The sequence below is a fragment of the Rhodanobacter sp. AS-Z3 genome (assembly GCF_029224025.1).
In the GTDB taxonomy this organism is placed as follows: domain Bacteria; phylum Pseudomonadota; class Gammaproteobacteria; order Xanthomonadales; family Rhodanobacteraceae; genus Rhodanobacter.
In genome coordinates this window covers 1,472,154-1,495,187 of record NZ_CP119392.1, presented here as the reverse complement: position 1 = coordinate 1,495,187, position 23,034 = coordinate 1,472,154, and the positions used below count along the sequence as shown (strand labels likewise).

Genomic DNA, 23,034 nt, shown 5'->3' with positions numbered 1-23,034 from the left:
CAACGCCAGCATCCTGCAACCTTCGAGACTGCCCCCTGTCTTGTGCTTTTCTCAATCGCGCCAAAAAGTGGCACGGCCGATGTCAACCCGGCAGCTTGAAGTGAGCCACCGAACGTCGCAGATCACTCGCCAGCTGTGCCAGCGTACCGATCGAGTCTGCCGTCTGGCTGGCACCTTGCGAGGTCTGCGAGGTAATTTCCTGAATCGCGTTCATCGATACCGACACATCGGTTGCCGCCGCAGATTGTTCGCGTGCTGCAGTGGAGATGTTCTGAATCAGCGCGGACAGATCGTGTGAAACGCGTTCGATGTCACCCAGTGCGCTACCGGCGTCCTCCGCCAGACGTGCACCGGCGACCACCTCGGCGGTGGTCTGCTCCATCGAGTTCACCGCTTCGTTGGTATCGGACTGAATCGTCTGTACCAGTGTTTCAATTCGCTTGGTGGCACTGGTGGAACGCTCTGCCAGTCGCTGCACTTCGTCCGCCACGACCGCGAAACCGCGACCTGCCTCACCGGCGGATGCGGCCTGGATCGCCGCGTTGAGTGCCAGAATGTTGGTCTGTTCGGCGATGTCGTTGATCAGCTCAACGATCGAGCCGATCTCCTGCGAGGACTCACCCAGACGTTTGATTCGCTTGGAGGTTTCCTGAATCTGGTCACGGATCGAGTCCATGCCCGAAATCGTCTCGCGCACCACTTCGGCACCGTGCGAGGCAATCTTCACCGATCGCTCTGCGACGTCGGCCGACTCGGCAGAGTCCTTCGACACGATATCCATGGAGTTCACGATCTGGTTGATCGCGGACGTTGCCGAGCTGATCTGCTGCGCCTGCTGCTCGGCCGCGTTGGCCAGGTTGCGGGCGGTGGTCTGGGTTTCCTGCGCCGACGAGGAGACCTGCTCGGAGGTCTCGTTGATCGTGGTCACCAGTGAACGCAACTCGTCGATGGCGTAGTTCACCGAGTCGGCGATCGCGCCGGTGATGTCCTCCGACACCGTGGTCTTGACCGTCAGATCACCTTCGGCCAGCGAGCCCATCTCGTCCAGCAGGCGCATGATCGCCTCCTGGTTACGCTGGTTCAGCTCGGTACTCTGGGCGAAACGCTGGCGCTGGTCGCGCACCAGGGTGATGACGAGCAACAGGGCGAATGCCACCGCAGCGACGGCGCCAAGCAGGCCCCACCAGACGTTCGGGAACAGCCGGCGCAATGGCAACTTGCCAATCTGCTCGGACAGGTCGTTTGCACGCAACAGCACCGTCTGCGAATCCAGTGACGCCTGGTTGCCGGCGCGTTTCACATCGGCAATATTGCCCGCCGCAGCGACCAGTTTGGATACCGGATCAGCCAGTTGACTCCAGGCAGCATCCATGTCCGTGAGGATCTTGCGCGCGTTGGCGTCGTTGATCGGCTTCACGCCGCTGTCCGGGTTACCCTCGATGAGGCCCTTCAGCACGCTGCCGTACAGCTGCGCGTCGCGGAACAGTCCGTCGGCAGCGGATTGGGCGGAGTCGCCGCCCTGCAGCACTTCCTGCACGCGGCGGATGATTCGGTCAGCCGACAACATCTGGCGGGATGTACCCAGCATCTGCTCGGAACTGCCGTTGCGCTGCTGCAGAATGTTGACCACCTGCTCCATGCTCGAATTGAGCAGCGGCATTTGCTGTGAAAGCGTGGCGGCGCGTTGCCCGGAGTCGAGCACCACCGCCTTGTTGGACAGGATCTTGCCGATATCGGCGTCGAGCTGCTTCCACGATGCATCAAGCTCGCTGACCGCGCGACCGGCCGGCGTGGCCTTGTTGTCCGCATACGGCTGCATGCCGCTGGCGGGGTCACCCTTGTTCAGCCGCTGCACCGCCGAATCGATGGCGTTGCGGGTGGACTCGAGTTCCTTGAACGACTCGATGTTGCCATCGGCTGATTCCAGCGCGAACTTGGCCGTCTGCTGTGACAGCACCTGGACCTGCGTGGTCAGCGCGATAGCCTGGCGGTCCTCACCGTTCTTCTGGTTGAGAAGGAAAAAATCCAGTGCCGCGAAACCAATCGCAATCAGCAGCAGGACAATAAGTGCGGTATACCCGCGCTCCCTGCTGACGCCCCCGGTAGTGCTCATGTTCACCTCATCCGTCTAACTGATTACGTTGCCGACCCCGCACAGCGGGCCCCGGCCAGGGAATCTTGCCCCAAGTTTCCGGCCCCTGCAGGCACCGGCCGTCCCTACCATGTCCGCCGGCTTTTGCTCAGGCAGCTGCCTGGCGAAAGTCCGGTGCGCGCACCAGGCGGTTCATGCTGAAAATTGCCAACTGTTGCTCGCCCACACGGCTGTCCACGAAGCGCAGCAGTCGCGGGTCATCCTCGCGCCCGGCATCGCGTCGCTGTTCTTCATCGACCGTGCGCTGGCCGAACACCTCATCCACCAGCAGCGCCACATTGCCACCGCCCTGCCGAACGACGAGGAGACGGCTGCGATCGGTGTGCTGCGTCCGCTCACCAAACAGGAACCGCGCAAAGTCGATCACCGGCACCAGGTTGCCGCGCACATTGGCTACGCCAAGCAGCCAGGGTTGCGTACCAGGGACCGGCGTCAACACCGGCACCGCCAGCAACTCGCTGATCTCGTCGATGCCGCTGACCAGCAGGCGCGAGCCGACGCGGAAGCCGATGCCGCGCCACAACCCCGGCGCGTCGAACTTCTGCTGTGTATCGGACGCATGCGCCAGCGAAAGCCGTTCGTAATGCGCAAGGATCTCGAAAGGGGTGCGATTGACGGACTGATTCATTTCTCGCTCGACAGCAATTCGTTGATGCAGCTAAGCAACTCTTTTTCGTTCACCGGCTTGGTAATGAAAGCGCGCGCACCCTGGCGCAGCCCCCACACGCGATCGGTTTCCATCGACTTGGTGGTGATCATCACGATCGGCACGTTTTGCGTCAGCGGGTCCCGCGACAGCGTACGCGTTGCCTGAAAACCGTTCATGCCAGGCATGATGACATCCATGATGACGAGGTCAGGCAGATCACCTCGAACTCGCTCGATGCCATCTTCCGCCGTGTTGACTGCGGCCACCTGGTGCCCTGCCCGCTCAAGCAGCGTGGTGAGCACGCGCACGTCGGTCGGCGAGTCGTCGATGATGAGAATATTGGCCACAGGTCCCCCTCAGAATCTGCAGTCAGCGATTGGTTGCCGTGCTGACGTGGCTATGAATGGCACCAAGCAGTTCGTCTCGCGTAAACGGCTTGGTCAGATACTGTTCGGCACCCACGATGCGACCACGCGCCTTGTCGAACAAGCCGTCCTTGGAGGAAAGCATGATCACCGGCGTGGCGCGGAACTGCGGGTTGTTCTTGATCAGGGCGCAGGTCTGATAACCATCCAGACGCGGCATCATGATGTCGACGAAGATGATTGCCGGCTTCTGGTCGGAAATCTTGGCGAGCGCCTCGAACCCGTCCACCGCCGTCAATACCTCACAACCCTCCTTCTTGAGCAGGGTCTCAGCAGTACGGCGGATAGTCTTCGAGTCATCAATCACCATGACCTTGAGACCAGCCAAATCGTTCGCACTCACGTTCAAATTCACTTACTCCCCCGGCGGCCCGCCCCGAGCTCAGGATGAACACACCGACAAGCAATGGACGTGCCGGACGGTATGCATACAAAAAAATTTGTTGCCTGCACCTGCGGCAACCGTCCGAAAACGGCGCAACCGATGGCTTTGCTGTTTACTGCCTGCCCGCCGAAACTGTCAAGCAATAATCACCCATGCCGACCGCTGATCTCGAAAGGCTGCCCCATAGTGGCACTATCTGATCAACCGCGACAGCAGTGGCAGCGCGCAATTTGTCGCAATTCGGCCGCCCGGGCTTGCTTCCATCCTAGTATAGCGGCCGGATGGCCCGCTCTCTCGCCGGGCCAGCGATTGACGGAGAATCACGATGACCCTTTCGGTCGGCGTGCTGATGGACCCCATCGGTGCGATCAAGATTGCCAAGGACACCAGTTTCGCCATGCTGCTGGAAGCGCAGCGGCGCGGGCATGCGTTGCACTATCTCGAACAGGGTGACCTGGCGCTGCGCAACGGCGAACCGTGGGGCCGCATGGCCTCGCTGGAGGTACGCGAGGACGCCGCACACTGGTACAAGCTGGGCAGCGCCCAGTGGCGCGACCTGCGCGAACTGGACGTGGTGCTGATGCGCAAGGACCCTCCGGTCGATGCACAATTCATCTACGACACCATGGTGCTGGAAGCGGCTCAGCGCGGCGGGGTGACCGTAGTCAACGATCCGCGTGCACTGCGCGACTGCAACGAAAAGCTGTTCGCCATGCAGTTCCCGCAATGCATCGCCCCCGCGTTGGTAGCACGGGACGCCGGCGAACTGCGCCGGTTCACTGCCGAACATGGCGAGGTAGTGCTGAAGCCACTGGACGGCATGGGTGGCCGCGGCATCTTCCGCGCACGCGCCGGCGACAGCAACCTCAATTCCATGCTGGAAACCTTGCTTGGCGGCGACGCCCACGGGGAGGGAAAGCAATTTGCCATTGCGCAGAAGTACATTCCGGAGATCACCGCGGGCGACAAGCGCATCCTGGTCATCGATGGCGAGCCCGTGCCCTACGCACTGGCACGCATCCCGCAGGGCGACGAATTTCGCGGCAACCTGGCGGCCGGCGGCCGTGGCGAAGGCGTTGCCTTGTCCGACCGTGACCGCTGGATCGTGGCGCAAGTAGCCCCCGAACTGCGCCGGCGCGGGTTGATTTTTGTCGGGCTCGACGTGATCGGCGACTATCTGACCGAGATCAACGTCACATCCCCGACCTGCGTGCGTGAACTCGACACCCAGTTCGGGCTTAACATTGCTGGCCAGATGTTCGACGTCATCGAACAGCATGCCCTTGGAAGCCGCACCGCGTGAGTCCCACTGCCACCGTCAATGCCCCAGCCGATCCGATCGGTGCCACGTTTCTGTTCTCGCTGCTGCTGCATGGCGTGCTCCTGCTCGGCATCACCTTCCACTTCGTGAAGCCGTCGCCCAGTCTGCCCACGCTGGATGTAACCCTGGTCAACGTGGCCAACCGGCAGGCGCCGGACAAGGCGGATTTCCTGGCCCAGGCAAACAACACCGGCGGCGGCCAGAGCGATCGCGCCGCACGGCCATCGGAATTGTTTTCCGGTGCCATTCCCAAACCCGATCCCGGCATCGCCGCACAGCCGGTCGATTCCAGCACCCCACAACCACGTGAAGCCACGCCCACCCGCATGGTCACCACCAGCGGAGCCAGTGATTTCCAGGTCACCAGTGATACCGCACAGCAACAGATTGATCCGCAGCCCACACCCACCGCGGCAGAGTTGAAGCGTCGCCAGGCGATCGCACAACTGGCCGCCGAGCTGCGCAAGAAGAAGGTGGATTACGCTAAACGCCCCAAGGTGAAATACCTCACCGCCAGCACCCGCGAGTACGCCTATGCTGCTTACATGCGCGGCTGGTCTGATCGCGTGGAGCGGGTCGGCAACCTCAACTATCCGGAAGAGGCCCGCCGCCGCGGACTGCATGGCGACGTGCTGCTTACCGTGGTGCTCAACCTCGACGGCAGCATCAAGAAGATCGAGGTCATCCAGAGCTCCGGCCAGAAAATATTGGACGACGCCGCCGAACGCATCGTGCGGCTGGCAGCGCCCTTCCCTCCCGCACCCACGGCTGGGGAACGCATCGACGAGCTCAATATCACCCGCACCTGGCGCTTCCAGCCCAACAACAAGCTGGAGACCCACTGACGGGGCGCCCCATTCGGCGGACCGCATGCACTGCGCTTACAATGGGCGCATGACTGCCGTACTGCCATCCACCCTGACCGGGCACTTCCTGATCGCCATGCCGAACCTGGCCGATCCGCCGTTCGCGCGCGGCGTCACCCTGCTGTGCCAGCACGACGAAGACGGCGCGGTCGGCCTGCTGGTGAACCGGCTGTCTGAATACAGTTTCGGTGATGTGCTGGCGCAGATGAAACTGGAGTGCACCGACAGCGAACTGGCTGATTCGCCGGTCCTGATTGGCGGACCGGTACAGCAGGAGCGCGGTTTCGTCCTGCACCGGGAACCCGGCCCGTGGGAGTCCAGCTATCGCATCAACGACCATTGGTCGGTCACCACCTCGCGCGACATCCTGGTCGCGATGGCTGCCGGTGAAGGCCCACGGCAGGCGATCATGGTGCTCGGCTATGCCGGTTGGGAAGCCGGCCAGCTTGAACAGGAACTGATGGACAATGCCTGGCTGACAACCGAGGCCAGTGACCGGGTGGTGTTCGATACGCCACTGGAAGAGCGCTGGAGCGCCGCGGCCGGCCTGGTCGGGATCGATCCGCGCCAGCTGTCCGGCTACGCAGGTCACGCATGAGCTGCGCGTTCGGCTTCGATGTCGGCAGCAAGATCACCGGTGTGGCGATCGGCAGCAGCTTCACCGCCAGTGCGCGTGCGCTGGCCACCTTGTCCGTGCATGACGATACCCCCGACTGGAACCGACTGGATGCGCTGCGCCGGGAGTGGCAGCCCGATACCCTGGTAGTCGGGTTGCCGTTGACGCTGGACGGCGGCGAACAACCGGCCAGCCATCGTGCGCGCCGTTTTGCCGCGCAATTGCAGGAACGCTACGCACTGCCGGTGGTGCTGGTCGATGAACGACACAGCTCGCAGGAAGCGGCACAACGTTTCGCCACCGCACGCTCACTCGGGCTGAAGCGGCGTCGAGATGCCGCCCACATCGATGCCGAAGCGGCAGCCATCGTGCTTGAACGGTGGCTCGGCACGACCACCGTTACCAGCGCACCTGCCAATGACAATTGATTCCCACCCACTTTCAGACCAATCGCCATGAGTCCTCGCCTGCGCCACCTGACCTCGTTGGAAAACCTTCCGCACGAAACCATCGTGCGTTTGCTGGATCGTGCCGAAGCGCTGCGTGATGCCTGCGCGCACGGCACCCGCAAGCTCGATCTGCTGGCCGGGCGGACGGTGCTCAACCTGTTCTTCGAACCCTCCACGCGCACCCGCACCTCGTTCGAACTGGCCGCGCGGCGTCTCGGTGCCGACGTGGTCAACTTTGATATCGGCTTGTCATCCACCAGCAAGGGCGAGGAACTCTTCGACACCTTGCACACGCTGGAGGCGATGCATCTGGACGCGATCATCGTGCGCCACAAGCAGTCCGGCACACCCGACGAACTCGTGCGTCATGCCATGAGCGGGGTGTCGGTCATCAACGCCGGCGACGGCAACAACGCGCACCCCACCCAAGGCCTGCTGGACGCACTGACGATCCGCCAGCACCGGCCGGATTTCGAAAACCTGACCATCGTGATCTGCGGCGACATCAAGCATTCGCGCGTGGCACGCTCGGACATCAATGCCTTCAGCACCCTCGGTGCGAAGGAAATTCGCCTGTGCGGGCCGGCGGAGTTGATGCCGACGATGGACGACGTTGCCAAGGGAACCCGCTACACCGATTTCGATCAGGCCATTGAAGGCGCCGATGCCGTCATCATGCTGCGCCTGCAGAAGGAGCGCATGGCCAGCATCGAGCTGCCCGACGAAGCGGCCTATTTCGCCCACTACGGCCTGGACAGGCGCCGCCTGGCACGCGCTGCCCCAGGTTGTCTGGTGATGCACCCAGGCCCGATCAATCGCGGTATCGAGATCGCCTCTGACGTGGCCGACGGTGCCCAGTCGCGCATTCTCGAGCAGGTCGGCAACGGCGTATTCGTGCGCATGGCGGTACTGAACGAAGTACTGGCACGCTGAACCGCCGGGGCCATTTCGTTCCGGCAACATCCCGGCCAACCGGGCATAATGTTCGGTGCATCATTCACCAAACCGGACTGGGGATCTTCATGCGATCGACGACGCGATACATCGCGCTGGGTTTTGCCGGCATCATGCTGGCGGCCTGCGGGCACAAGGACAAGGACGCACCATTGGCTTTCGTACCGGCGGACACGCCGTATGTCATCGCCAACCTCGACATCATGGACGACAGCACCCGTGGCGCCCTGCTCGCGCAGACCGACGCGCAGTTGCCGGCCCAGCTGGCGCAACTCGACGCCGCCGCCGACAAGTTGGCCACCAAGGACCCCGAAGGTGCACGCCTGCTGCGCGCACTGCGGGCTGAATTCAAGGACAAGACGGTCGAGAGCTTCGCCCAGAATGTCGGACTGAATCTCAAGGGCTACTCTGCGTTCTATGGCCTCGGGCTGGCCCCGGTGCTGCGCTTCGAACTCAGCGATACCGCTGCATTCGATGCGTTCGTCGGTCGACTGGAAACGGCTTACGGCAAGAAGCTCGACGCCGCCACCGTCGACAAGCAGGCGTATCGCAAGTTCGCCTTCCCCGCATCCGGCACGCAGGTGGTCCTGGCCACCGTAGGCAAGCAGGCTGTTGCAGCCCTGTTGCCGGCCGATGCCTCGCCGGCATTGCTGCGCCAGGCATTCGGCATGGATCGTCCGCAGAAAAGCCTGCAGGATGATGGTCGTCTGAACACGCTGACCAAGGCCAAGGGCTACCAGAAGTGGGTGGTCGGCGAATTGGATCTCACGCGTGCACTGCCGTTGGCGATCAGCGGCACGGACCCGCTGGTGACGGCGATCCAGAAAGCGCGCGCCGAGGCGGTTTCGGCGAAGACCGGTGAACCGGTGGCGACGCAGCTGCAAACCTCGCCTAGCTGCAGCGCGGATGCGGCGCGCATCGCCGCTCGTGTCCCGCAAGTGAGCTTTGGCTATACCAAGCTTGATGCCAAGCATCAGAACGCGCGCTTCGATGTCGCCCTGGCTGACGACATCAGCCGGGCGTTTTCCGGCCTGAAAGTTGAAGTGCCTGGACTGGGCAAAGCCGGTAGCGCCCCGTTCGACCTGAGCATCGCACTGCCCATTGCCAGCCTGCGCACCTTCTGGATGGCACAGGCCGATGCCGTGGCAGCCAAGCCGTTCACCTGCGCATCGTTGACCGATCTCAACGACAGCTTCGCGAAACTGGGCCCAGCCATGCAGAAGGCGGCCATTCCGCCGTTCGGCGACATGCTGGGGCTGCGCGTTGCGCTGGATTCGCTGACCTCCGCCAAGGATTCCGCGATCCCGTCGCTCACCGGTCGTATCCTGCTGGGCACCAACAACCCGGAAGGGCTGCTGGCGATGGGACAGATGATGGTTCCCGCGCTGGCCCAGCTGAAGCCGGGCACTGACGGCAAACCACAGCCGCTGCCGAAAGACATGGCCAGCATGCTGGGACAGCCCGCATGGGTGGCCGCCACGACCAAGGCGATCGCTCTCGGCGTCGGTGCCGGCGAAGACAGCCGCATGACCGACATGTTGAAAGAACCCGGCGGCGATGCCGGCCAGATGAGCCGCATGCACATCAGCGGCGCGATGTACGTCAACTGGCTGCAACTGATGGAACAGAAACTCGACACGCTGAGTGCCGCGACGGCAACGCTCAGCAAGAGTGACGACCCGTCGATCGATGACGCCAGCGAAGCGTCCAATACGGCCAGCGAGCTGGCGCGTTCAAAGGCGCAGTTCGCTGCGATGAAGGCACAGGCAGAGCGCGTCGACAGCATCGATGCAGAAATGCATGTCGACAAGAGCGGCATGGTCTTCACCAGTCAGACGCTGCTGAAGTAACCACGACACCGCGCACGCAACGAAAAACGGGGCGCTTGGCGCCCCGTTTTTTTGCCACGAGCAGTCGAGTACGCGGATTCCACATCGCCATGACGGCCTCTTCGCGTCGGTGATCCTGCGCTGAACCGGGTTGCGGCAAACCACACCATTTTCACCGGGCGACTGTTGCCATGAGTCCATGGAAGCTCGATCCAGCCGCTTCCCGCCTGCGCGTACCGCAGGCTGATCAACTCAACAACTACTCGGAGATCGCCATGCGCCATTCCAATATCCGCACAACCCTTTATGCCACCGCCTTGATGTTCGGTTTTGCAGCGGTTCCGCTGGGCACGGCCATGGCTCATGACGCTGCCGGCTCGATGCAAAAGGCTACCGACAACCAGACCGTTCCAGACAAGGCTGCCGATGCGTGGATCACCACCAAGGTGAAGGCCGAATTCGGCACCACCAAGGGTGTTTCGGCTACCGACATTTCGGTAAGCACCAATGACGGCGTGGTCACCTTGAGCGGCACAGTGTCCAGTGCTGCGGAGAAAGCCAGCGCCGAAGACGTTGCCAAGGGCGTGAAGGGCGTCAAGCGTGTCGACGCCAGCGGCTTGACGGTCGGCCCCGCCAAGTACTGAGCAAGGCTTCCCGACAGCCAGACGTTGTCGTTAACGAAAAAGGCGCCCCGAGGGCGCCTTTTTCTTGCGTAGCCAGAACCCACTCAGCGGTTGAGGAAGTTCGCGCCGCCCATGGTATTCGAATTGGCGGTTTCTTCCAGCTCGACACCATCCAGACCTTGCGACAAGGTATGCGCATCACCACCCTGCGCCAGCTTGATGCGCAAGCGCACTTCGTTGGAGCTGTCGGCGTGACGCAGCGCATCCTCGTAGCTGATTTCGCCAGCGTGATAGAGCTCGACCAGACTCTGGTCGAAGGTCTTCATGCCCAACAGGGTCGACTCCTTCATCACTTCCTTCAGCTTGTGGATCTCACCCTGGCGGATGTAATCCTGCACCAGCGGCGTACCTAGCAGCACTTCCACCGCCACGCGGCGCGCCTTGCCGTCTGGCGTGGGAATCAGCATCTGCGCCACGATGCCCTTGAGGTTCAGTGACAGGTCCATCAACAACTGCTGGCGACGGTCTTCCGCGAAGAAATGCAGGATGCGGTCCATCGCCTGGTTGGCGTTGTTCGCATGCAGCGTGCACAGGCACAAGTGGCCCGTTTCGGAGAAGTTGATCGCGTGTTCCATGGTTTCACGCGTGCGCACTTCGCCAATCATGATCACGTCGGGTGCCTGACGCAGCGTGTTCTTCAGCGCGTTGTCCCAGCTATCGGTATCGATACCCAGTTCGCGCTGGGTAATGATGCAGCCTTCGTGCTTGTGCACGTACTCGATCGGGTCTTCGATGGTGATGATGTGACCGGTCGAATTCAGGTTGCGATAACCGATCATCGAGGCCAGCGAGGTGGATTTGCCGGTGCCGGTACCGCCCACGAAGATGATGATGCCGCGCTTGGTCATCGCCAGTTGCTTGATCACCGGCGGCAGCGTCAATTCCTCGATGGACGGGATCTTCGACTCGATCCGGCGTAACACCATGCCGACGCAATTACGCTGGTAGAAGCACGAGACACGGAAGCGACCCACACCCTGCGCGGAAATCGCGAACTGGCATTCATGGGTTTTCTCGAACTCCTCGCGCTGACCGGGCGTCATCACGTTGAGCACCATGTCGCGCGACTGCTGCACGCTGAGCGGGCTCTGGGTGATCGGCACGATCCGCCCCTGCACCTTCATCGATGGCGCCACACCCGCCGTGATGAACAGGTCGGATGCTTTCTTGTGCACCATCAGTTTCAGAAAGGAGGTGAAATCAAAGTCGCTCATGGCGGCTACCTCAGGGATTCAAGATTCGAGAATCGGAATTCAGCATCATCCACTCCACAGTGCACGGCGAACCCGACGGGTGAAAGCCTGCAACGACCGGCAAATCCGTTAGCGGGACGTGGGCACTGGCGCTGACCAATGTCCCGTCTCGAATGGCGAATTCCGGCGTTACTTGAAGTTGTCCTTGTTCTTCGCATAACCGTAAGCCTGCTGGCGCGTCACCAGGCCCCGCTTGACCAGGTCCTGCAGGCACTGGTCCAGCGTCTGCATGCCGAACTGCTGACCGGTCTGGATCGACGAATACATCTGCGCCACCTTGTCTTCACGGATCAGGTTGCGGATGGCGGGAATGCCCACCATGATTTCGTGCGCCGCAATGCGGCCTCCGCCAACCTTTTTCAGCAACGACTGTGAAACCACCGCACGCAGCGACTCCGAAAGCATCGAACGCACCATCGGCTTCTCGCCGGCCGGGAACACGTCGATGATGCGATCGATGGTCTTCGCCGCCGAGCTGGTATGCACGGTAGCGAACACCAAGTGGCCGGTTTCCGCGGCCGTCAGCGCCAGCCGGATGGTTTCCAGATCGCGCAACTCGCCCACCAGAATGTAGTCCGGGTCCTCGCGCAGCGCCGAACGCAGGGCCTCGTTGAAGCCCAGCGTGTCACGGTGAATTTCGCGCTGATTGACCAGGCACTTCTGCGAGGTGTGCACGAATTCGATCGGGTCCTCGATGGTGAGGAAGTGACCGTATTCGTTCTTGTTGACGTGATCGACCATCGCCGCCAGCGTGGTCGACTTGCCCGAACCGGTCGGACCGGTTACCAGGATCAGGCCCTGCGGCTGTTCGATCAATTCCTTGAAGATGCGCGGGCAACCCAGGTCTTCCAGGGTCAGCACTTCGGAGGGAATGGTACGAAACACCGCGCCGGCGCCGCGGTTCTGGTTGAACGCATTGACGCGGAAGCGGGCCAGGCCGGGAATCTCGAACGAGAAGTCGGTTTCGTAAAACTCTTCGTAATCGCGACGCTGCTTGTCCGACATGATGTCGTAGATCAGCGAGTGCACCTGCTTGTGTTCAAGCGCGGGAATGTTGATGCGGCGAACATCGCCATCAACACGGATCATCGGCGGCAGACCTGCGGACAGATGCAAGTCCGAGGCTTTGTTCTTTACCGAGAAGGCAAGCAGTTCGGCAATGTCCATGAAGTCGTTTCCCCTAAACCGATCGTCTGGATGGCATGAATTGGTGCGGCACAGTCGGGACCCGCAGGCATGGTGCGCCGCAACGCATGTTGCGTGGCGCCACATGACTCACCCGGACCAAGCCCCAATCTCCTGCAGCTCCGTCGATACTACTCGCGCAAGCGGCTGTGCGGCCAGTCTTTCCCGTCGGCAGAATCGAAAGTGTCGACCCGGTTTGCGTCTCGTGTCGAAAAGGCCGAGGCAACCCTCGCGCCGTGACACCGAACCGGCCAGCGCGAGCACGCAAATCGGCCTTAATCCAGCCAGCTCCGGTAAGGTAGGCGCCCTGAATGACTCAACTGGACGATTCAAGAGGCCCTGCATGACACGACTTGCCTTTATCGGCGGCGGCAACATGGCGCGCAGCCTGATCGGCGGCCTGCTGAAAACCGGCGTGGCCCCGGCCACGATCAGCGTATCGGAGCCGCTGGCCGAAGCCCGCCAGACGCTCGGCCGCGAGTTCGGCATTGCCTGCTATGCGGAAAATCGACTGGCCGTGGCGGAAGCCGAAGTCATCGTGCTGGCGGTGAAGCCGCAGATCATGCCGGCGATTCACACCGAGCTGCGCGACACCTTGCAGCGCAATCGGCCACTGTTGATCTCGATCGCCGCCGGCGTACGGCTGGACCAGCTCGAGCGCTGGTTTGGCAACGGCTTGCCGATTGTGCGCTGCATGCCCAACACCCCCGCCTTGATCGGTGCCGGCGCGACGGGTCTGTGCGCCAACCACCGGGTCAGCCCCGCGCAAAAGGCCCAGGCACAGCACATTCTCGACGCCGCCGGGATCACCCGCTGGATCGACGATGAAGCGTTGATGGACACCGTCACCGCCCTTTCCGGCTCCGGCCCCGCCTACTTCTTTGCACTGGTCGAAGCCATGGAGGCCGCCGCCGTGGCGCAAGGGCTGCCGCGCGAAACCGCGCGCGCACTGGCCGCGCAGACCTGCCTGGGCGCCGGCCGCATGCTGGTCGAAGGTGGTGATGATCCCGCCGTGCTGCGCCAGCGTGTCACCTCGCCCAATGGCACCACGCAGGCGGCGCTGGAAAGCTTTGCCGCCGATGGCCTGCCGCGCATCGTCGCGCACGCCGTCCAGGCGGCTACCCGGCGCGGCACGGCCTTGGCCGCTGAACTGGACAAGCTCTCGTGAATTATCTGCTCAACGCTGTTTCGATGCTGATCGAGCTGGCCTTCCAGGCGGCGGTCACCGTGCTGCTGCTGCGCGCTGCCGCCGAAGCCTGCCGGGCCGACTTCCACAACCCGCTTAGCCAGTTCATCTATCGCTACACCAATCCCGTGTTGGCGCCGATCCGGCGAGTCGTGCCGAACTGGCGGCGGATCAATCTGGCGGCGCTGCTACTGGCGTGGCTGGTGATGCTGCTCAAGGACATGCTGCTGCTCGCACTGAATGGCGTGATGGCCAATCCGCTCAACCTGCTGGTACTGGCATTCGCCGAACTGCTCGATTTCGCGCTGCTGTTCTATATCGTGCTGATCTTCGGCTGGTCGTTGCTGAGCATGTTCTCGGTCGATCAGCGGCAGCCGCTGCTGAAACTGGTCGGCACCCTGGTGGCGCCACTGCTGCGGCCGCTGCGCGGCAAACTGGTCGCCGGTCAGATCGACTTTGCGCCGATGGCGGTGATGATCGCGCTGTTCCTGGCGCGTCTGCTGATCGCCGCGCCATTGCTCGATCTGGGTGCGAGGCTGGCGCTGACCGGCTGAGCTGGCTAAAAGTCGCTGACGAAGGCGAACTGATGTTCGGCTAGCATGCACGCTCATCCCTTGTGGAGCGCTGTGCATGAAAGCGAACCTGTCCCGCTTGCCACTGAGTCTTTTGGTGGCCGCCATCGTCACCGTGATCGCAGGATGCAGCAACCCGCCGCCACCGAAGGTCGTGGCTGCGCCCGCTGCAACGGCTGTCGTGCCCGCCGCAAAAACCGACGTCGTGGCCGCCAACATCGATGCCTCGGTGAATCCTGGCGACGACTTCTTCAGTTACGCCAATGGCGCCTGGCTGAAAGCCCACCCGATTCCACCCTCGGAATCCAACTGGGGCATCGGCAAGCTGGTGCAGAACGATCTCTACGACAAGCTGCGCACGATCAGTGAGGGCGCCGCAGCTGTCGCCCATGCCGAAAGCGGCAGCGACCAGCAGAAGATCGGCGACTTCTGGCGCACCGCAATGGACAGTGCACTGGCAGAGCACCAGGGTCTCGCACCGCTGAAGCCCGAGCTCGCCCGTATCGACGCAGTGACCAACGTGAAAAGCGCACTCGATGAAGCCTTCGCGTTGCAGCCACTGGGTGTCGATGCGCTGTTCGGCTTCGGTGTGCAGCAGGACGAGAAGCAGAGCGACGTGATGGCTGTCTATCTCGAACAGGGCGGCCTGGGCCTGCCAGGCAGGGACTACTACTTGAACAACGAAGCAGGCGTCGCCAAGGCACGCTCTGCCTACCTCGGGCATCTGCAGAAGATGTTCAGCCTGCTCGGACAGGACGCCACCACCGCCCAGGCGAGTGCCACCGGCGTGATGGCCTTCGAGACCGCACTGGCCAAGATATCCCGCCCGCTCGCCGACCTGCGCGACCCGCAGAAGAACTACAACAAGATGTCGCCGGCCGAACTGACCCGCAAGTACACGCCGGACATCGCTTGGGGTTCGCGCCTGCAGGCGTGGAAGCTTGATGCGCCGTACGTCATCGTCGGTCAACCGGAGTTCTTCGCCGGCCTGCAGAAGCTGCTGAAGCAGACGCCGGTGCCGGTGTTGCGCGATTACCTGCGTGTGCGCCTGGTCGACGATTACGCCTCCACCTTGGGCAAGGCCATCGACGATGAGCATTTCGATTTTTACGGCCGTGTGCTGACTGGCCAGAAGGAACAGCGTCCGCGCTGGAAGCGCACGCTCGACGCAGAGAACCGAGCGATCGGCATGATCCTTGGCCGCATCTTCGTCAAACAATACTTCCCCGAGAAGACCAAGCAACGCTACAACGACCTGGTTGAGGCGATCCGTACCGCCTATGGCGAACGCATCGACAAGCTGGACTGGATGAGCGCGACCACCAAGGCCAAGGCGCGCGAGAAGCTGGCGGCCGTGACCAAAAAAGTTGGCTATCCGGACAAGTGGAAGGACTATTCGGCGCTGACCATCAGCCGCGACTCCTATGCACAGAACGAGATGAACGCACGTCGCTGGGCCTTCAACCACAACGCATCGAAGTTCGGCAAGCCTGTCGATCGCAGCGAATGGAACATGACGCCGCAGACCTACAACGCTTACTACAGACCGTCCAACAACGAGATTGTGCTGCCGGCCGCGCAACTCACCATACCCGGCTTCAAGGACGATCAGATCGACGATGCCGTGGTCTACGGCTATGCCGCCGCTTCGGTCATCGGCCATGAAATCACTCATGGCTTCGACGATCAGGGCCGTCAATTCGATGCCAAGGGCAACCTCGCCGATTGGTGGACGAAGGAGGATGCGAAGAAATTCGGTGAGCGCGCCGACGTGCTGGTCAAGCAATTCGATGCCTACGAGCCGCTGCCCGGCCTGCACATCAACGGTCGCGCCAGCCTCGGCGAGAACATGGCCGACTTTGGCGGCGTGCTGATCGGACTGGACGCCTTCAAGAAGACCGCGCAATACAAGAAGGGTGAAAAGATCGCCGGCTATACGCCACTGCAGCGATTCTTCCTCGGCTACGCGCTGTCATGGATGTCCCAGGAACAGGACGCGCTGCTGCGTCGCCGCCTGCTCAGCAATGTGCATGCGCCGGCCAAGTGGCGGGTCAATGGCCCGCTGTCGAACATCCCCGATTTCTACAACGCTTTCGACGTCAAGCCTGGCCAGCCTATGTGGCGCGCCGAAAAGGATCGTGCGCACATTTGGTGAGTGATGGCGTGTCCTTGGTTCGCATCGTCGTGATACGGATCATCGTTGCCGCGAAGACCAGTCGACGATGATGCGATGGATCGCATCCAGCCCATCGGACAACGCCGCCGGACCGGGCTGCAGGATGATCGGCGACTTGATTTCGTACAGGTCGCCGTTGCGGACTGCCGGGATGGTTTCCCAGCCCGGTCGCGCCGCCACCTTTTCCGGGCGAAAGCGCTTGCCGCACCATGAGCCGAGAATGATATCCGGCGCGCGGCGCACCACCTCGTCGCCATTGGGCAGAATGCGCTGTTTCGCCAATGGCTCGCGGGCCAGTTCGGGAAAGCAGTCGTCGCCCCCGGCAAGACCGATGATCTCGGCGACCCAGCGAATGCCGGTGATGATCGGTTCGTCCCATTCCTCGAAATACACTTTCGGTCGCCGCGGCAGCCTGGCCACGGCAGCGCTGATGTCGGCGATGTGCTGTTCGGCACGCTGCGCATAGACCTCGGCTTTCGCGTGCGCGCCGACCATCGCGCCGAGCCGGCGGATATAGGCGAGGATGCCTTCGACGCTGCGATGGTTGCTGATCCACACCTCGACACCGCACTTGATCAACTCGCGCGCGATGTCGGCCTGGATATCGGAAAAGCCGATCGCCAGATCCGGCTCAAGCTTCAGGATCTCGCCGATCTTCGCACTGGTGAAGGCCGAGACCTTGGGCTTTTCCTTGCGCGCCTGTGGTGGGCGCACGGTGAATCCCGAGATGCCGACAATGCGGTGCTGCTCACCCAGCGCGTAGAGCACCTCGGTCGGTTCCTCGGTGAGACAGACGATGCGTTGCGGGTAATGATCGGTCACGCGGTGGTTCCTATGCTCAATGGCCCAGCACGGTCACGCTGACCTTGCGCTGGTGCGGCTCCAGCCGGTGTTCCCACAGATAAATGCCTTGCCAGGTACCCAGCTGCAGTTTGCCGCCATTTACTGGCACGACCAGGCTGACGCCGGTGAGGATCGAACGGATATGCGCCGGCATGTCGTCGGGGCCTTCTTCATCGTGTTCGAACAGCGGGTCGCCATCGGGCACCGCGCGGGCAAACCAGCGTTCCAGATCACGGCCCACCGCCGGGTCGGCGTTCTCGCCAAGCAGCAGCGAGCAACTGGTGTGCGCGGTGAAAACATTCACGATGCCGACATGGACATGTCCGCTGGCCAGCGCATCGGCTACCTGCAGGCTGATGTCGGTAAACCCCCGTCCGCGGGTGTGCACGACGAAGCCGCCCTGCGCCACCTGCTGCGCGGGCAGCGGTCGACTCACGGATACAGCAGCCGACTGGTCCATGTCTGGCCATGGCGATCCCAGCGCACCCGCTCATGCAGGCGAAACTCGGCGCCATACCAGAACTCCAGCGTGTCTGGTTCGACCACGAAGCCACCCCAGTGCGGCGGGCGGGTGACGTCGACTCCGTCGAACTGTTGCTCGTAGCGCGCCACGCGCTGCTCGAAGGTGTCTCGATCGGGCAAGGTCTGCGACTGCAGCGAGGCCCAGGCGCCAATCTGGCTGCCGCGCGGGCGACTGGCGAAGTAGGCATCGGCCTCTTCGTCCAACAGCTTTCGAGTCACGCCTTCCACCCGCACCTGCACGCCATTGCGCAACTGCTTCCAGTGAAAGCACAGCGCCACCTGGGGATGCGCTTCCAGCTGGCTGCCCTTGTCACTCTGGTAATTGGTGTAGAAGCGGAAGCCCCGCTCGTCGGCGCCCTTGAGCAGCACGATGCGCGAGGCGACCCGGCCGGAGGCGTCGACGGTGGAAAGGTTCATCGCGGTCGGCTCGCGATCGCCACTGGCCTTGGCTTCGTCCAGCAGGCGCAGAAAGGTGTCCAGAATCTCGGGCTTGAGCATGATGTTTGAAACTTTCCTTTTGCATCGTGGCCGACTCGCGCCATCATGGCGCGGATGAACTTCAGCGATGATAGTGCAATGCCTCACTCACCAAATACCTTTTTGGCCCGGATGGTGCCGCCATCCCCCGCCATTTCGCGTGAACAAGCCCGGCTCGCGGTCCTTCAGGCGATACTGCACGATCACCGCCTGCCGGTGGCGGAAGTACCTCCGGGAACCAGGGTGTATTGCGGATGACGTCTCACGCCGACCTGCACAACGAAGGCCTCGCCGGCCACCTGCTCGACCACTACGCAGGGCGCATTGCCCGTTCGCGCCGCCCCTATATCATCGGCTTGTCCGGCCTGCAGGGTAGCGGCAAGAGCACCCTGGCACGGGTGATGAAAGCCCAGGCCGAAGGCCGCGGTTGGGCCACCGAAGTGCTGTCGCTGGATGACTTCTATTACGCCCGCAGCGAGCGCGAGGCACTGGCGCGCGATGTGCATCCCCTGCTGCGCACGCGCGGTGTACCGGGCACCCACGAAATCGAGTTGTTGCTGTCGGTACTGGCCGCGTTGCCACACGCGTCGGAGCGGCTGCCGGTGTTGCATCCGCGCTTCGACAAGGGCCGTGACACCCGTTTTGCACCCTCACGCTGGCCACGCACCACGCGCGCACCGGCGCTGGTCATCGTCGAGGGTTGGGCGCTGGGCATCCGCCCGCAACTGCAGGCTGCGCTGGGCAAACCGGTCAACGCGCTGGAGCAAAGCGAAGATGCCGATGGCAGCTGGCGGCACTGGGTCAACAAGCAGTTGCGTGGCTATCAGCCGTTGTGGCGCAAGTTCGATGCCTTGATCGTGCTGCAGGCTCCCAGCTGGGAAATCGTGCAGCGTTGGCGCGGCGAACAGGAGCAGGAATTGCTGACCCGGCACGCCCCGCTGGCCATGGATGCCGATGCGCTGGCGCGGTTCCTGGCCCATTTCGAGCGACTGAGCCGACACGCACTCGCCACCTTGCCGGCGCTATCGGACACCTGCGTGGAATATGACGACGACCGTCACGTCACCGGCCTGACTCACGGCTGAGGCGGCGCAAATCGGGACCTTCACAAAGTCCCGATCCGCAGCATCCGGCGTCAATCAACGACAAAGTTGACCTTCATGTTGACGCGCCACTCGGTGATCGTGCCGTCGTCACCTGTCACCACCTTGATCTCGTTGACCCAGGCGCCCTTGATGTTCTTCACCGACTCGGCCGTTTTCTTCAAACCGTGCTGCACGGCGTCTTCGATCCCCTTGGCGGACGAAGCGTTGATTTCGATGACCTTGGCTACGGACATGGCATTACTCTCCCGACGAATCGTGCGAGCGGCACGTGGCGCTTCCCCCACCCCGAAGCGCCAGCATGGACTGCTCCGGCCGATCCCGCCAAGCCGCACTGCAAAATCACCTCACGTTAACGCTTCGAGCTGCACCGCCGTTCCGTAGGCCAGCACTTCGGTCACGCCTTGCGCCACTTCGTTGGCGTCATACCGCATTGCGACCACGCCATTGGCGCCCATCGCCGCGGCATGCTGCAGCATCAACTCGAACGCTTCGCCGCGCGCTTTTTCGCACAGTTCCGTGTAGATCGAAATATTGCCGCCAACGATGGTCTGCAAGGCAGCGCCCAGATTGCCGACCACGCTGCGCGAACGTACGGTGATGCCACGCACGATGCCGAACGAGCGCACGATGCGACAGCCGGGGATTTCGTTGGTGGTGCTGACCTGCTGGTGTGGAATGGTCTTTGCCATGATGGTGCTCCGTGGGAATCAGTTGTCGAGCAGAGCCGCGTAACCCTCGCGCGCATCCGGCCAGTGCGGCGTCCAGCCACTGGCGCGCAGGCGCGCGTTGCTCAAACGCTTGCTGCCAACACCAACCGGCGGCGCACCTTCGGCAGGAGCGGGCACATCGATCAGCGCCGCAAGGAAATCGTACAACTCGTCCAGCGGCATCGGTGTGTCGTCGACACCCAGGTACAGCGGTTGCGGCTTGGCCACATGCAACAAATGCGCGATCGCCGCGGCGGCGTCATCGATGTGCACCCGATTGGACCAATGCGGCGCCTCACGCGGCACGCGCACCTGTCCTGCGCGCAGGCGCTCGACCAGTTGCAGGCGACCGGGCCCATACAAGCCGGCCAGCCGCAATACGATGGATTCCAGCGGCTGTTCCGACAACCATTGCTCGGCCTCGCGCAACACCGAGCCGTTGAAGCCACGCGGCGCCGTCGGGCTGCTTTCATCAACCCAGTCGCCATCGTGCTCGCCATAGACGGCACTGGATGAAACGAACAGCACACGCCGCAATGTGCGGCCATCAAGCGCCTCCAGCAGGTGACGCAGGCCTCCCACAAAAAGCGCGCGATAGGTGGCCTTGTCGCGAACATCCGGTGCAGGCAAATAGACCAGCCGGGTCATGCCCGTGGGCAATTTGCCGAAACTGGAGGGCTCGGTCAGGTCGCCACGCAACCAGTGGATACCCGAACCATCACGTGCGGGTGGCTGCCGTCGCAGCGCCCAGACTTCATCGCCACGCGCCAGCAGGCGCTGCGCCACGCGCATGCCCAGGTCGCCACACCCGGCCAGCAGGATACGTTCGCTCACTACCACCTCCCGTCATTCTGTCGGTGTTGCCTCAATGGCCTGACTGCATCGACCTCATCCATACGACCGATGGTTACCAAGGGTGATAACGGATGGACCGAAACAGCTTGATCGGCCCTGTTAGCATTCAAGCATGAATCCGTCGTCCAATCTTTTCATCATCGGCCCGACCGGCGCCGGCAAGACCTCGATCGGGCGACGACTTGCCGCGCACTACGGTTTGTCGTTCGTCGACCTCGACCACGAGATCGAACAACATTGCGGCGTCGATGTAAACACCGTCTTCGAGATCGAAGGCGAGGCTGGATTCCGCGAACGCGAAAGCCTGTTGCTGGATGAAATCAGCCAGCGCGCAGGCGTTTTGCTGGCCACCGGCGCTGGCGCGGTGCTGGCGCCGATGAATCGCACCTACCTCGTCGAACGCGGTTACGTGATCTGGCTGCAGACCACCATCGAACAACAACTTGAACGACTCGAACGCGACCATCGACGTCCGCTGCTGGCCGTGCCCAACCGCCGCGAACGGCTGCAAGCGATGGCCTCGATACGCGCACCGATCTACCGCGAGTTGGCCGAACTGGCCATACCCGGCGAACACGGCAGCGTCGCCGCCGCCAGCGAGCGCTGCATCGCGCTGATCGACCGGCATTGGCAAAACTCCTCCGCATCACCCAGGCACACGGCATGAATTCGGCAATCCAGCACATCACCGTCGCACTCGGCCAACGCAGCTACCCGGTCTGGATCGGCAGCGGCCTGCTCGGCGACCACGCGCGCTGGCGCGCCATGTTGCGCGGGCGGCATGCACTGGTACTCAGCAACACCACGGTGGCGCCGCTATACCTGCCGCGCATTGAAGCGGGACTGGAAGGACTGCACTGGTCGTCGTTTCTGCTTGACGACGGGGAGGCGCACAAGAGTTTTGCCAACGTGGGCCGCGCACTGGAAGCTCTGGGCCAACTCGGCGCCACCCGCGATGCCTGCGTGATCGCATTGGGTGGCGGCGTGGTCGGCGACCTGGCCGGCTTCAGTGCCGCGTGCTGGATGCGCGGCATCGACTTCGTCCAGATGCCAACCACCTTGCTGGCGATGGTGGACTCTTCCGTCGGCGGCAAGACCGGCGTCAACCTGCCGGTCGGCAAGAACCTTGCCGGCGCGTTCCATCAGCCGCGCGCGGTGTTCGCCGACATCGATACCCTCGCCACCTTGCCCGATCGTGAATACCGTGCCGGCCTGGCCGAAGTGATCAAGGGTGCAGCGATCGGTGACGAGCCGTTCTTCGCCTGGCTGGAACAACACGCCGACGCACTCGCCGCACGCGATCCGGCCATCGTGATGGAGGCGATCGCGCGCAAGGTGACGTACAAGGCCGGCGTGGTCGCCCGTGACGAAACCGAACAAGGCGAGCGCGCCCTGCTCAACTTGGGCCACACCTTCGGCCACGCGCTGGAAACGGCGGGCAACTACATCACGTTGCTGCACGGCGAAGGCGTCGCCGTCGGCATGCTGCTGGCGGCGCGACTGTCCGAACGGCTGGGTATGAGCGCGCCTGCCGCCACCGCACGATTGCAACGCCTGCTGGAAAGGCTCGGCCTGCCCGTAACGATTCCACCCGGCATGGATGCGCGGCAATTGCTGGAGCTGATGCGGCTGGACAAAAAGAACACCGCCGGCAGTCTGCGGCTGATCCTTTGGCGCGGCATCGGCCGCGCCGAGATCGTCGGCGGCGTGGACGAAGCCGACGTGCTGGCTATCCTCTCGTAGCAGCGCACCGTGTGCGCGATGCTCGGCGTTACGTGGCGGGAAAGCATCGCGCACAGGGTGCGCTCCTGCAAACTGCCGCA

25 protein-coding genes are annotated in these 23,034 nt (G+C 62.8%); 13 read left to right on the top strand and 12 right to left on the bottom strand.

Features of this window, described 5'->3' with window-relative positions; translation table 11 throughout:
- Positions 1-82: 82 nt before the first annotated feature.
- The 4 genes from PY254_RS06365 to PY254_RS06350 all read right to left on the bottom strand — a co-directional run bounded on the left by PY254_RS06365 (position 83) and on the right by PY254_RS06350 (position 3,581).
- The gene (locus tag PY254_RS06365; protein ID WP_281014636.1) at positions 83-2,113 is read right to left on the bottom strand and encodes a methyl-accepting chemotaxis protein; all 2,031 of its coding nucleotides are present in this window, start codon (positions 2,111-2,113) and stop codon (positions 83-85) included.
- Between the two features lie 127 nt (positions 2,114-2,240).
- The gene (locus tag PY254_RS06360; protein WP_281014635.1) at positions 2,241-2,780 is read right to left on the bottom strand and encodes a chemotaxis protein CheW; all 540 of its coding nucleotides are present in this window, start codon (positions 2,778-2,780) and stop codon (positions 2,241-2,243) included.
- Positions 2,777-3,148, bottom strand: a complete 372-nt coding sequence (locus tag PY254_RS06355; RefSeq protein WP_281014634.1) for a response regulator — start codon at positions 3,146-3,148, stop codon at positions 2,777-2,779. The genes PY254_RS06360 and PY254_RS06355 overlap by 4 nt, the downstream gene beginning before the upstream one ends.
- Positions 3,149-3,170: 22 nt before the next feature.
- Entirely contained in the window at positions 3,171-3,581 is a 411-nt protein-coding gene (locus tag PY254_RS06350) for a response regulator (RefSeq protein ID WP_281014633.1), read from the bottom strand.
- A 355-nt stretch (positions 3,582-3,936) separates the two neighbouring features.
- On the opposite strand from PY254_RS06350, the gene gshB reads away from it, so the two are divergent.
- The 7 genes from gshB to PY254_RS06315 all read left to right on the top strand — a co-directional run bounded on the left by gshB (position 3,937) and on the right by PY254_RS06315 (position 10,290).
- Positions 3,937-4,914, top strand: coding sequence for a glutathione synthase (gene gshB, locus PY254_RS06345; protein ID WP_281014632.1), 978 nt, complete (start codon positions 3,937-3,939; stop codon positions 4,912-4,914).
- Complete coding sequence (locus PY254_RS06340) at positions 4,911-5,777, top strand: energy transducer TonB (protein WP_281014631.1); 867 nt, start codon at positions 4,911-4,913, stop codon at positions 5,775-5,777. Before gshB ends, PY254_RS06340 begins: the two co-directional genes overlap by 4 nt.
- A gap of 49 nt (positions 5,778-5,826) precedes the next feature.
- Positions 5,827-6,396 (top strand): YqgE/AlgH family protein, encoded by a 570-nt coding sequence (locus PY254_RS06335; protein WP_281014630.1) that lies wholly within the window; start codon positions 5,827-5,829, stop codon positions 6,394-6,396.
- Positions 6,393-6,842 carry a Holliday junction resolvase RuvX gene (gene ruvX / locus PY254_RS06330; RefSeq protein WP_281014629.1) on the top strand — a complete coding sequence of 150 codons (450 nt, stop codon included), beginning with the start codon at positions 6,393-6,395 and terminating at the stop codon, positions 6,840-6,842. The genes PY254_RS06335 and ruvX overlap by 4 nt, the downstream gene beginning before the upstream one ends.
- A gap of 27 nt (positions 6,843-6,869) precedes the next feature.
- Positions 6,870-7,796, top strand: a complete 927-nt coding sequence (locus PY254_RS06325; protein ID WP_281014628.1) for an aspartate carbamoyltransferase catalytic subunit — start codon at positions 6,870-6,872, stop codon at positions 7,794-7,796.
- A gap of 89 nt (positions 7,797-7,885) precedes the next feature.
- Complete coding sequence (locus PY254_RS06320; protein ID WP_281014627.1) at positions 7,886-9,667, top strand: hypothetical protein; 1,782 nt, start codon at positions 7,886-7,888, stop codon at positions 9,665-9,667.
- A 170-nt stretch (positions 9,668-9,837) separates the two neighbouring features.
- Positions 9,838-10,290, top strand: a complete 453-nt coding sequence (locus PY254_RS06315) for a BON domain-containing protein (protein ID WP_345781829.1) — start codon at positions 9,838-9,840, stop codon at positions 10,288-10,290.
- A gap of 83 nt (positions 10,291-10,373) precedes the next feature.
- On the opposite strand, the gene PY254_RS06310 is transcribed toward PY254_RS06315, so the two are convergent.
- Complete coding sequence (locus tag PY254_RS06310) at positions 10,374-11,543, bottom strand: PilT/PilU family type 4a pilus ATPase (protein WP_281014626.1); 1,170 nt, start codon at positions 11,541-11,543, stop codon at positions 10,374-10,376.
- 168 nt (positions 11,544-11,711) lie between these two features.
- The gene (locus PY254_RS06305; protein ID WP_281014625.1) at positions 11,712-12,749 is read right to left on the bottom strand and encodes a type IV pilus twitching motility protein PilT; all 1,038 of its coding nucleotides are present in this window, start codon (positions 12,747-12,749) and stop codon (positions 11,712-11,714) included.
- 361 nt (positions 12,750-13,110) lie between these two features.
- Between PY254_RS06305 and proC the strand changes: the two genes are divergently transcribed.
- The 3 genes from proC to PY254_RS06290 all read left to right on the top strand — a co-directional run bounded on the left by proC (position 13,111) and on the right by PY254_RS06290 (position 16,680).
- On the top strand, positions 13,111-13,935 hold the full coding sequence (proC, locus tag PY254_RS06300; protein WP_281014624.1) for a pyrroline-5-carboxylate reductase: 825 nt from the start codon (positions 13,111-13,113) through the stop codon (positions 13,933-13,935).
- A complete protein-coding gene (locus tag PY254_RS06295) occupies positions 13,932-14,507 on the top strand; it encodes a YggT family protein (protein ID WP_281014623.1) in 576 nt (191 codons plus the stop codon). The genes proC and PY254_RS06295 overlap by 4 nt, the downstream gene beginning before the upstream one ends.
- 76 nt (positions 14,508-14,583) lie before the next feature.
- Positions 14,584-16,680, top strand: coding sequence for a M13 family metallopeptidase (locus PY254_RS06290; protein ID WP_281014622.1), 2,097 nt, complete (start codon positions 14,584-14,586; stop codon positions 16,678-16,680).
- 39 nt (positions 16,681-16,719) lie between these two features.
- Here PY254_RS06290 and PY254_RS06285 read toward each other — a convergent pair whose 3' ends face one another.
- Genes PY254_RS06285 through pdxH form a run of 3 tightly spaced genes read right to left on the bottom strand, consistent with a single transcriptional unit; the run spans position 16,720 to position 18,564 of the window.
- A complete protein-coding gene (locus PY254_RS06285) occupies positions 16,720-17,523 on the bottom strand; it encodes a cobalamin-binding protein (protein ID WP_281014621.1) in 804 nt (267 codons plus the stop codon).
- 16 nt (positions 17,524-17,539) lie between these two features.
- Entirely contained in the window at positions 17,540-17,980 is a 441-nt protein-coding gene (locus tag PY254_RS06280) for a secondary thiamine-phosphate synthase enzyme YjbQ (RefSeq protein WP_281014620.1), read from the bottom strand.
- Positions 17,977-18,564, bottom strand: coding sequence for a pyridoxamine 5'-phosphate oxidase (pdxH, locus tag PY254_RS06275; protein WP_281014619.1), 588 nt, complete (start codon positions 18,562-18,564; stop codon positions 17,977-17,979). Before pdxH ends, PY254_RS06280 begins: the two co-directional genes overlap by 4 nt.
- 233 nt (positions 18,565-18,797) lie before the next feature.
- Here pdxH and PY254_RS06270 point away from each other — a divergent pair, with 233 nt between their 5' ends.
- A complete protein-coding gene (locus PY254_RS06270) occupies positions 18,798-19,628 on the top strand; it encodes a kinase (RefSeq protein ID WP_281014618.1) in 831 nt (276 codons plus the stop codon).
- Between the two features lie 50 nt (positions 19,629-19,678).
- Here the strand turns inward: PY254_RS06270 and PY254_RS06265 are convergent, their stop codons facing one another.
- The 3 genes from PY254_RS06265 to PY254_RS06255 all read right to left on the bottom strand — a co-directional run bounded on the left by PY254_RS06265 (position 19,679) and on the right by PY254_RS06255 (position 21,190).
- Positions 19,679-19,882, bottom strand: coding sequence for a dodecin family protein (locus tag PY254_RS06265; protein WP_281014617.1), 204 nt, complete (start codon positions 19,880-19,882; stop codon positions 19,679-19,681).
- A 111-nt stretch (positions 19,883-19,993) separates the two neighbouring features.
- Positions 19,994-20,338: a YbjQ family protein gene (locus tag PY254_RS06260; RefSeq protein ID WP_281014616.1), complete on the bottom strand. Its 345-nt coding sequence runs from the start codon at positions 20,336-20,338 to the stop codon at positions 19,994-19,996.
- 18 nt (positions 20,339-20,356) lie between these two features.
- The gene (locus PY254_RS06255; protein WP_281014615.1) at positions 20,357-21,190 is read right to left on the bottom strand and encodes an NAD-dependent epimerase/dehydratase family protein; all 834 of its coding nucleotides are present in this window, start codon (positions 21,188-21,190) and stop codon (positions 20,357-20,359) included.
- A gap of 133 nt (positions 21,191-21,323) precedes the next feature.
- On the opposite strand from PY254_RS06255, the gene PY254_RS06250 reads away from it, so the two are divergent.
- Both PY254_RS06250 and aroB read left to right on the top strand, forming a co-directional pair.
- Positions 21,324-21,878: a shikimate kinase gene (locus tag PY254_RS06250; protein WP_281014614.1), complete on the top strand. Its 555-nt coding sequence runs from the start codon at positions 21,324-21,326 to the stop codon at positions 21,876-21,878.
- Positions 21,875-22,954: a 3-dehydroquinate synthase gene (gene aroB / locus PY254_RS06245; protein WP_281014613.1), complete on the top strand. Its 1,080-nt coding sequence runs from the start codon at positions 21,875-21,877 to the stop codon at positions 22,952-22,954. The genes PY254_RS06250 and aroB overlap by 4 nt, the downstream gene beginning before the upstream one ends.
- The last annotated feature ends 80 nt before the right edge of the window (positions 22,955-23,034 follow it).

Excerpts from the sequence above, each read along its gene's own strand:
- PY254_RS06365 (WP_281014636.1), bottom strand. The coding sequence starts at position 2,113 with ATGAGCACTACCGGGGGCGTCAGCAGGGAGCGCGGGTATACCGCACTT.
- PY254_RS06360 (WP_281014635.1), bottom strand. The coding sequence starts at position 2,780 with ATGAATCAGTCCGTCAATCGCACCCCTTTCGAGATCCTTGCGCATTAC.
- gshB (WP_281014632.1), top strand. The coding sequence starts at position 3,937 with ATGACCCTTTCGGTCGGCGTGCTGATGGACCCCATCGGTGCGATCAAG.
- PY254_RS06335 (WP_281014630.1), top strand. The coding sequence starts at position 5,827 with ATGACTGCCGTACTGCCATCCACCCTGACCGGGCACTTCCTGATCGCC.
- ruvX (WP_281014629.1), top strand. The coding sequence starts at position 6,393 with ATGAGCTGCGCGTTCGGCTTCGATGTCGGCAGCAAGATCACCGGTGTG.
- PY254_RS06325 (WP_281014628.1), top strand. The coding sequence starts at position 6,870 with ATGAGTCCTCGCCTGCGCCACCTGACCTCGTTGGAAAACCTTCCGCAC.
- PY254_RS06320 (WP_281014627.1), top strand. The coding sequence starts at position 7,886 with ATGCGATCGACGACGCGATACATCGCGCTGGGTTTTGCCGGCATCATG.
- PY254_RS06315 (WP_345781829.1), top strand. The coding sequence starts at position 9,838 with ATGAGTCCATGGAAGCTCGATCCAGCCGCTTCCCGCCTGCGCGTACCG.
- PY254_RS06310 (WP_281014626.1), bottom strand. The coding sequence starts at position 11,543 with ATGAGCGACTTTGATTTCACCTCCTTTCTGAAACTGATGGTGCACAAG.
- PY254_RS06305 (WP_281014625.1), bottom strand. The coding sequence starts at position 12,749 with ATGGACATTGCCGAACTGCTTGCCTTCTCGGTAAAGAACAAAGCCTCG.
- proC (WP_281014624.1), top strand. The coding sequence starts at position 13,111 with ATGACACGACTTGCCTTTATCGGCGGCGGCAACATGGCGCGCAGCCTG.
- PY254_RS06290 (WP_281014622.1), top strand. The coding sequence starts at position 14,584 with ATGAAAGCGAACCTGTCCCGCTTGCCACTGAGTCTTTTGGTGGCCGCC.
- pdxH (WP_281014619.1), bottom strand. The coding sequence starts at position 18,564 with ATGCTCAAGCCCGAGATTCTGGACACCTTTCTGCGCCTGCTGGACGAA.
- PY254_RS06270 (WP_281014618.1), top strand. The coding sequence starts at position 18,798 with ATGACGTCTCACGCCGACCTGCACAACGAAGGCCTCGCCGGCCACCTG.
- PY254_RS06265 (WP_281014617.1), bottom strand. The coding sequence starts at position 19,882 with ATGTCCGTAGCCAAGGTCATCGAAATCAACGCTTCGTCCGCCAAGGGG.
- PY254_RS06260 (WP_281014616.1), bottom strand. The coding sequence starts at position 20,338 with ATGGCAAAGACCATTCCACACCAGCAGGTCAGCACCACCAACGAAATC.
- PY254_RS06250 (WP_281014614.1), top strand. The coding sequence starts at position 21,324 with ATGAATCCGTCGTCCAATCTTTTCATCATCGGCCCGACCGGCGCCGGC.
- aroB (WP_281014613.1), top strand. The coding sequence starts at position 21,875 with ATGAATTCGGCAATCCAGCACATCACCGTCGCACTCGGCCAACGCAGC.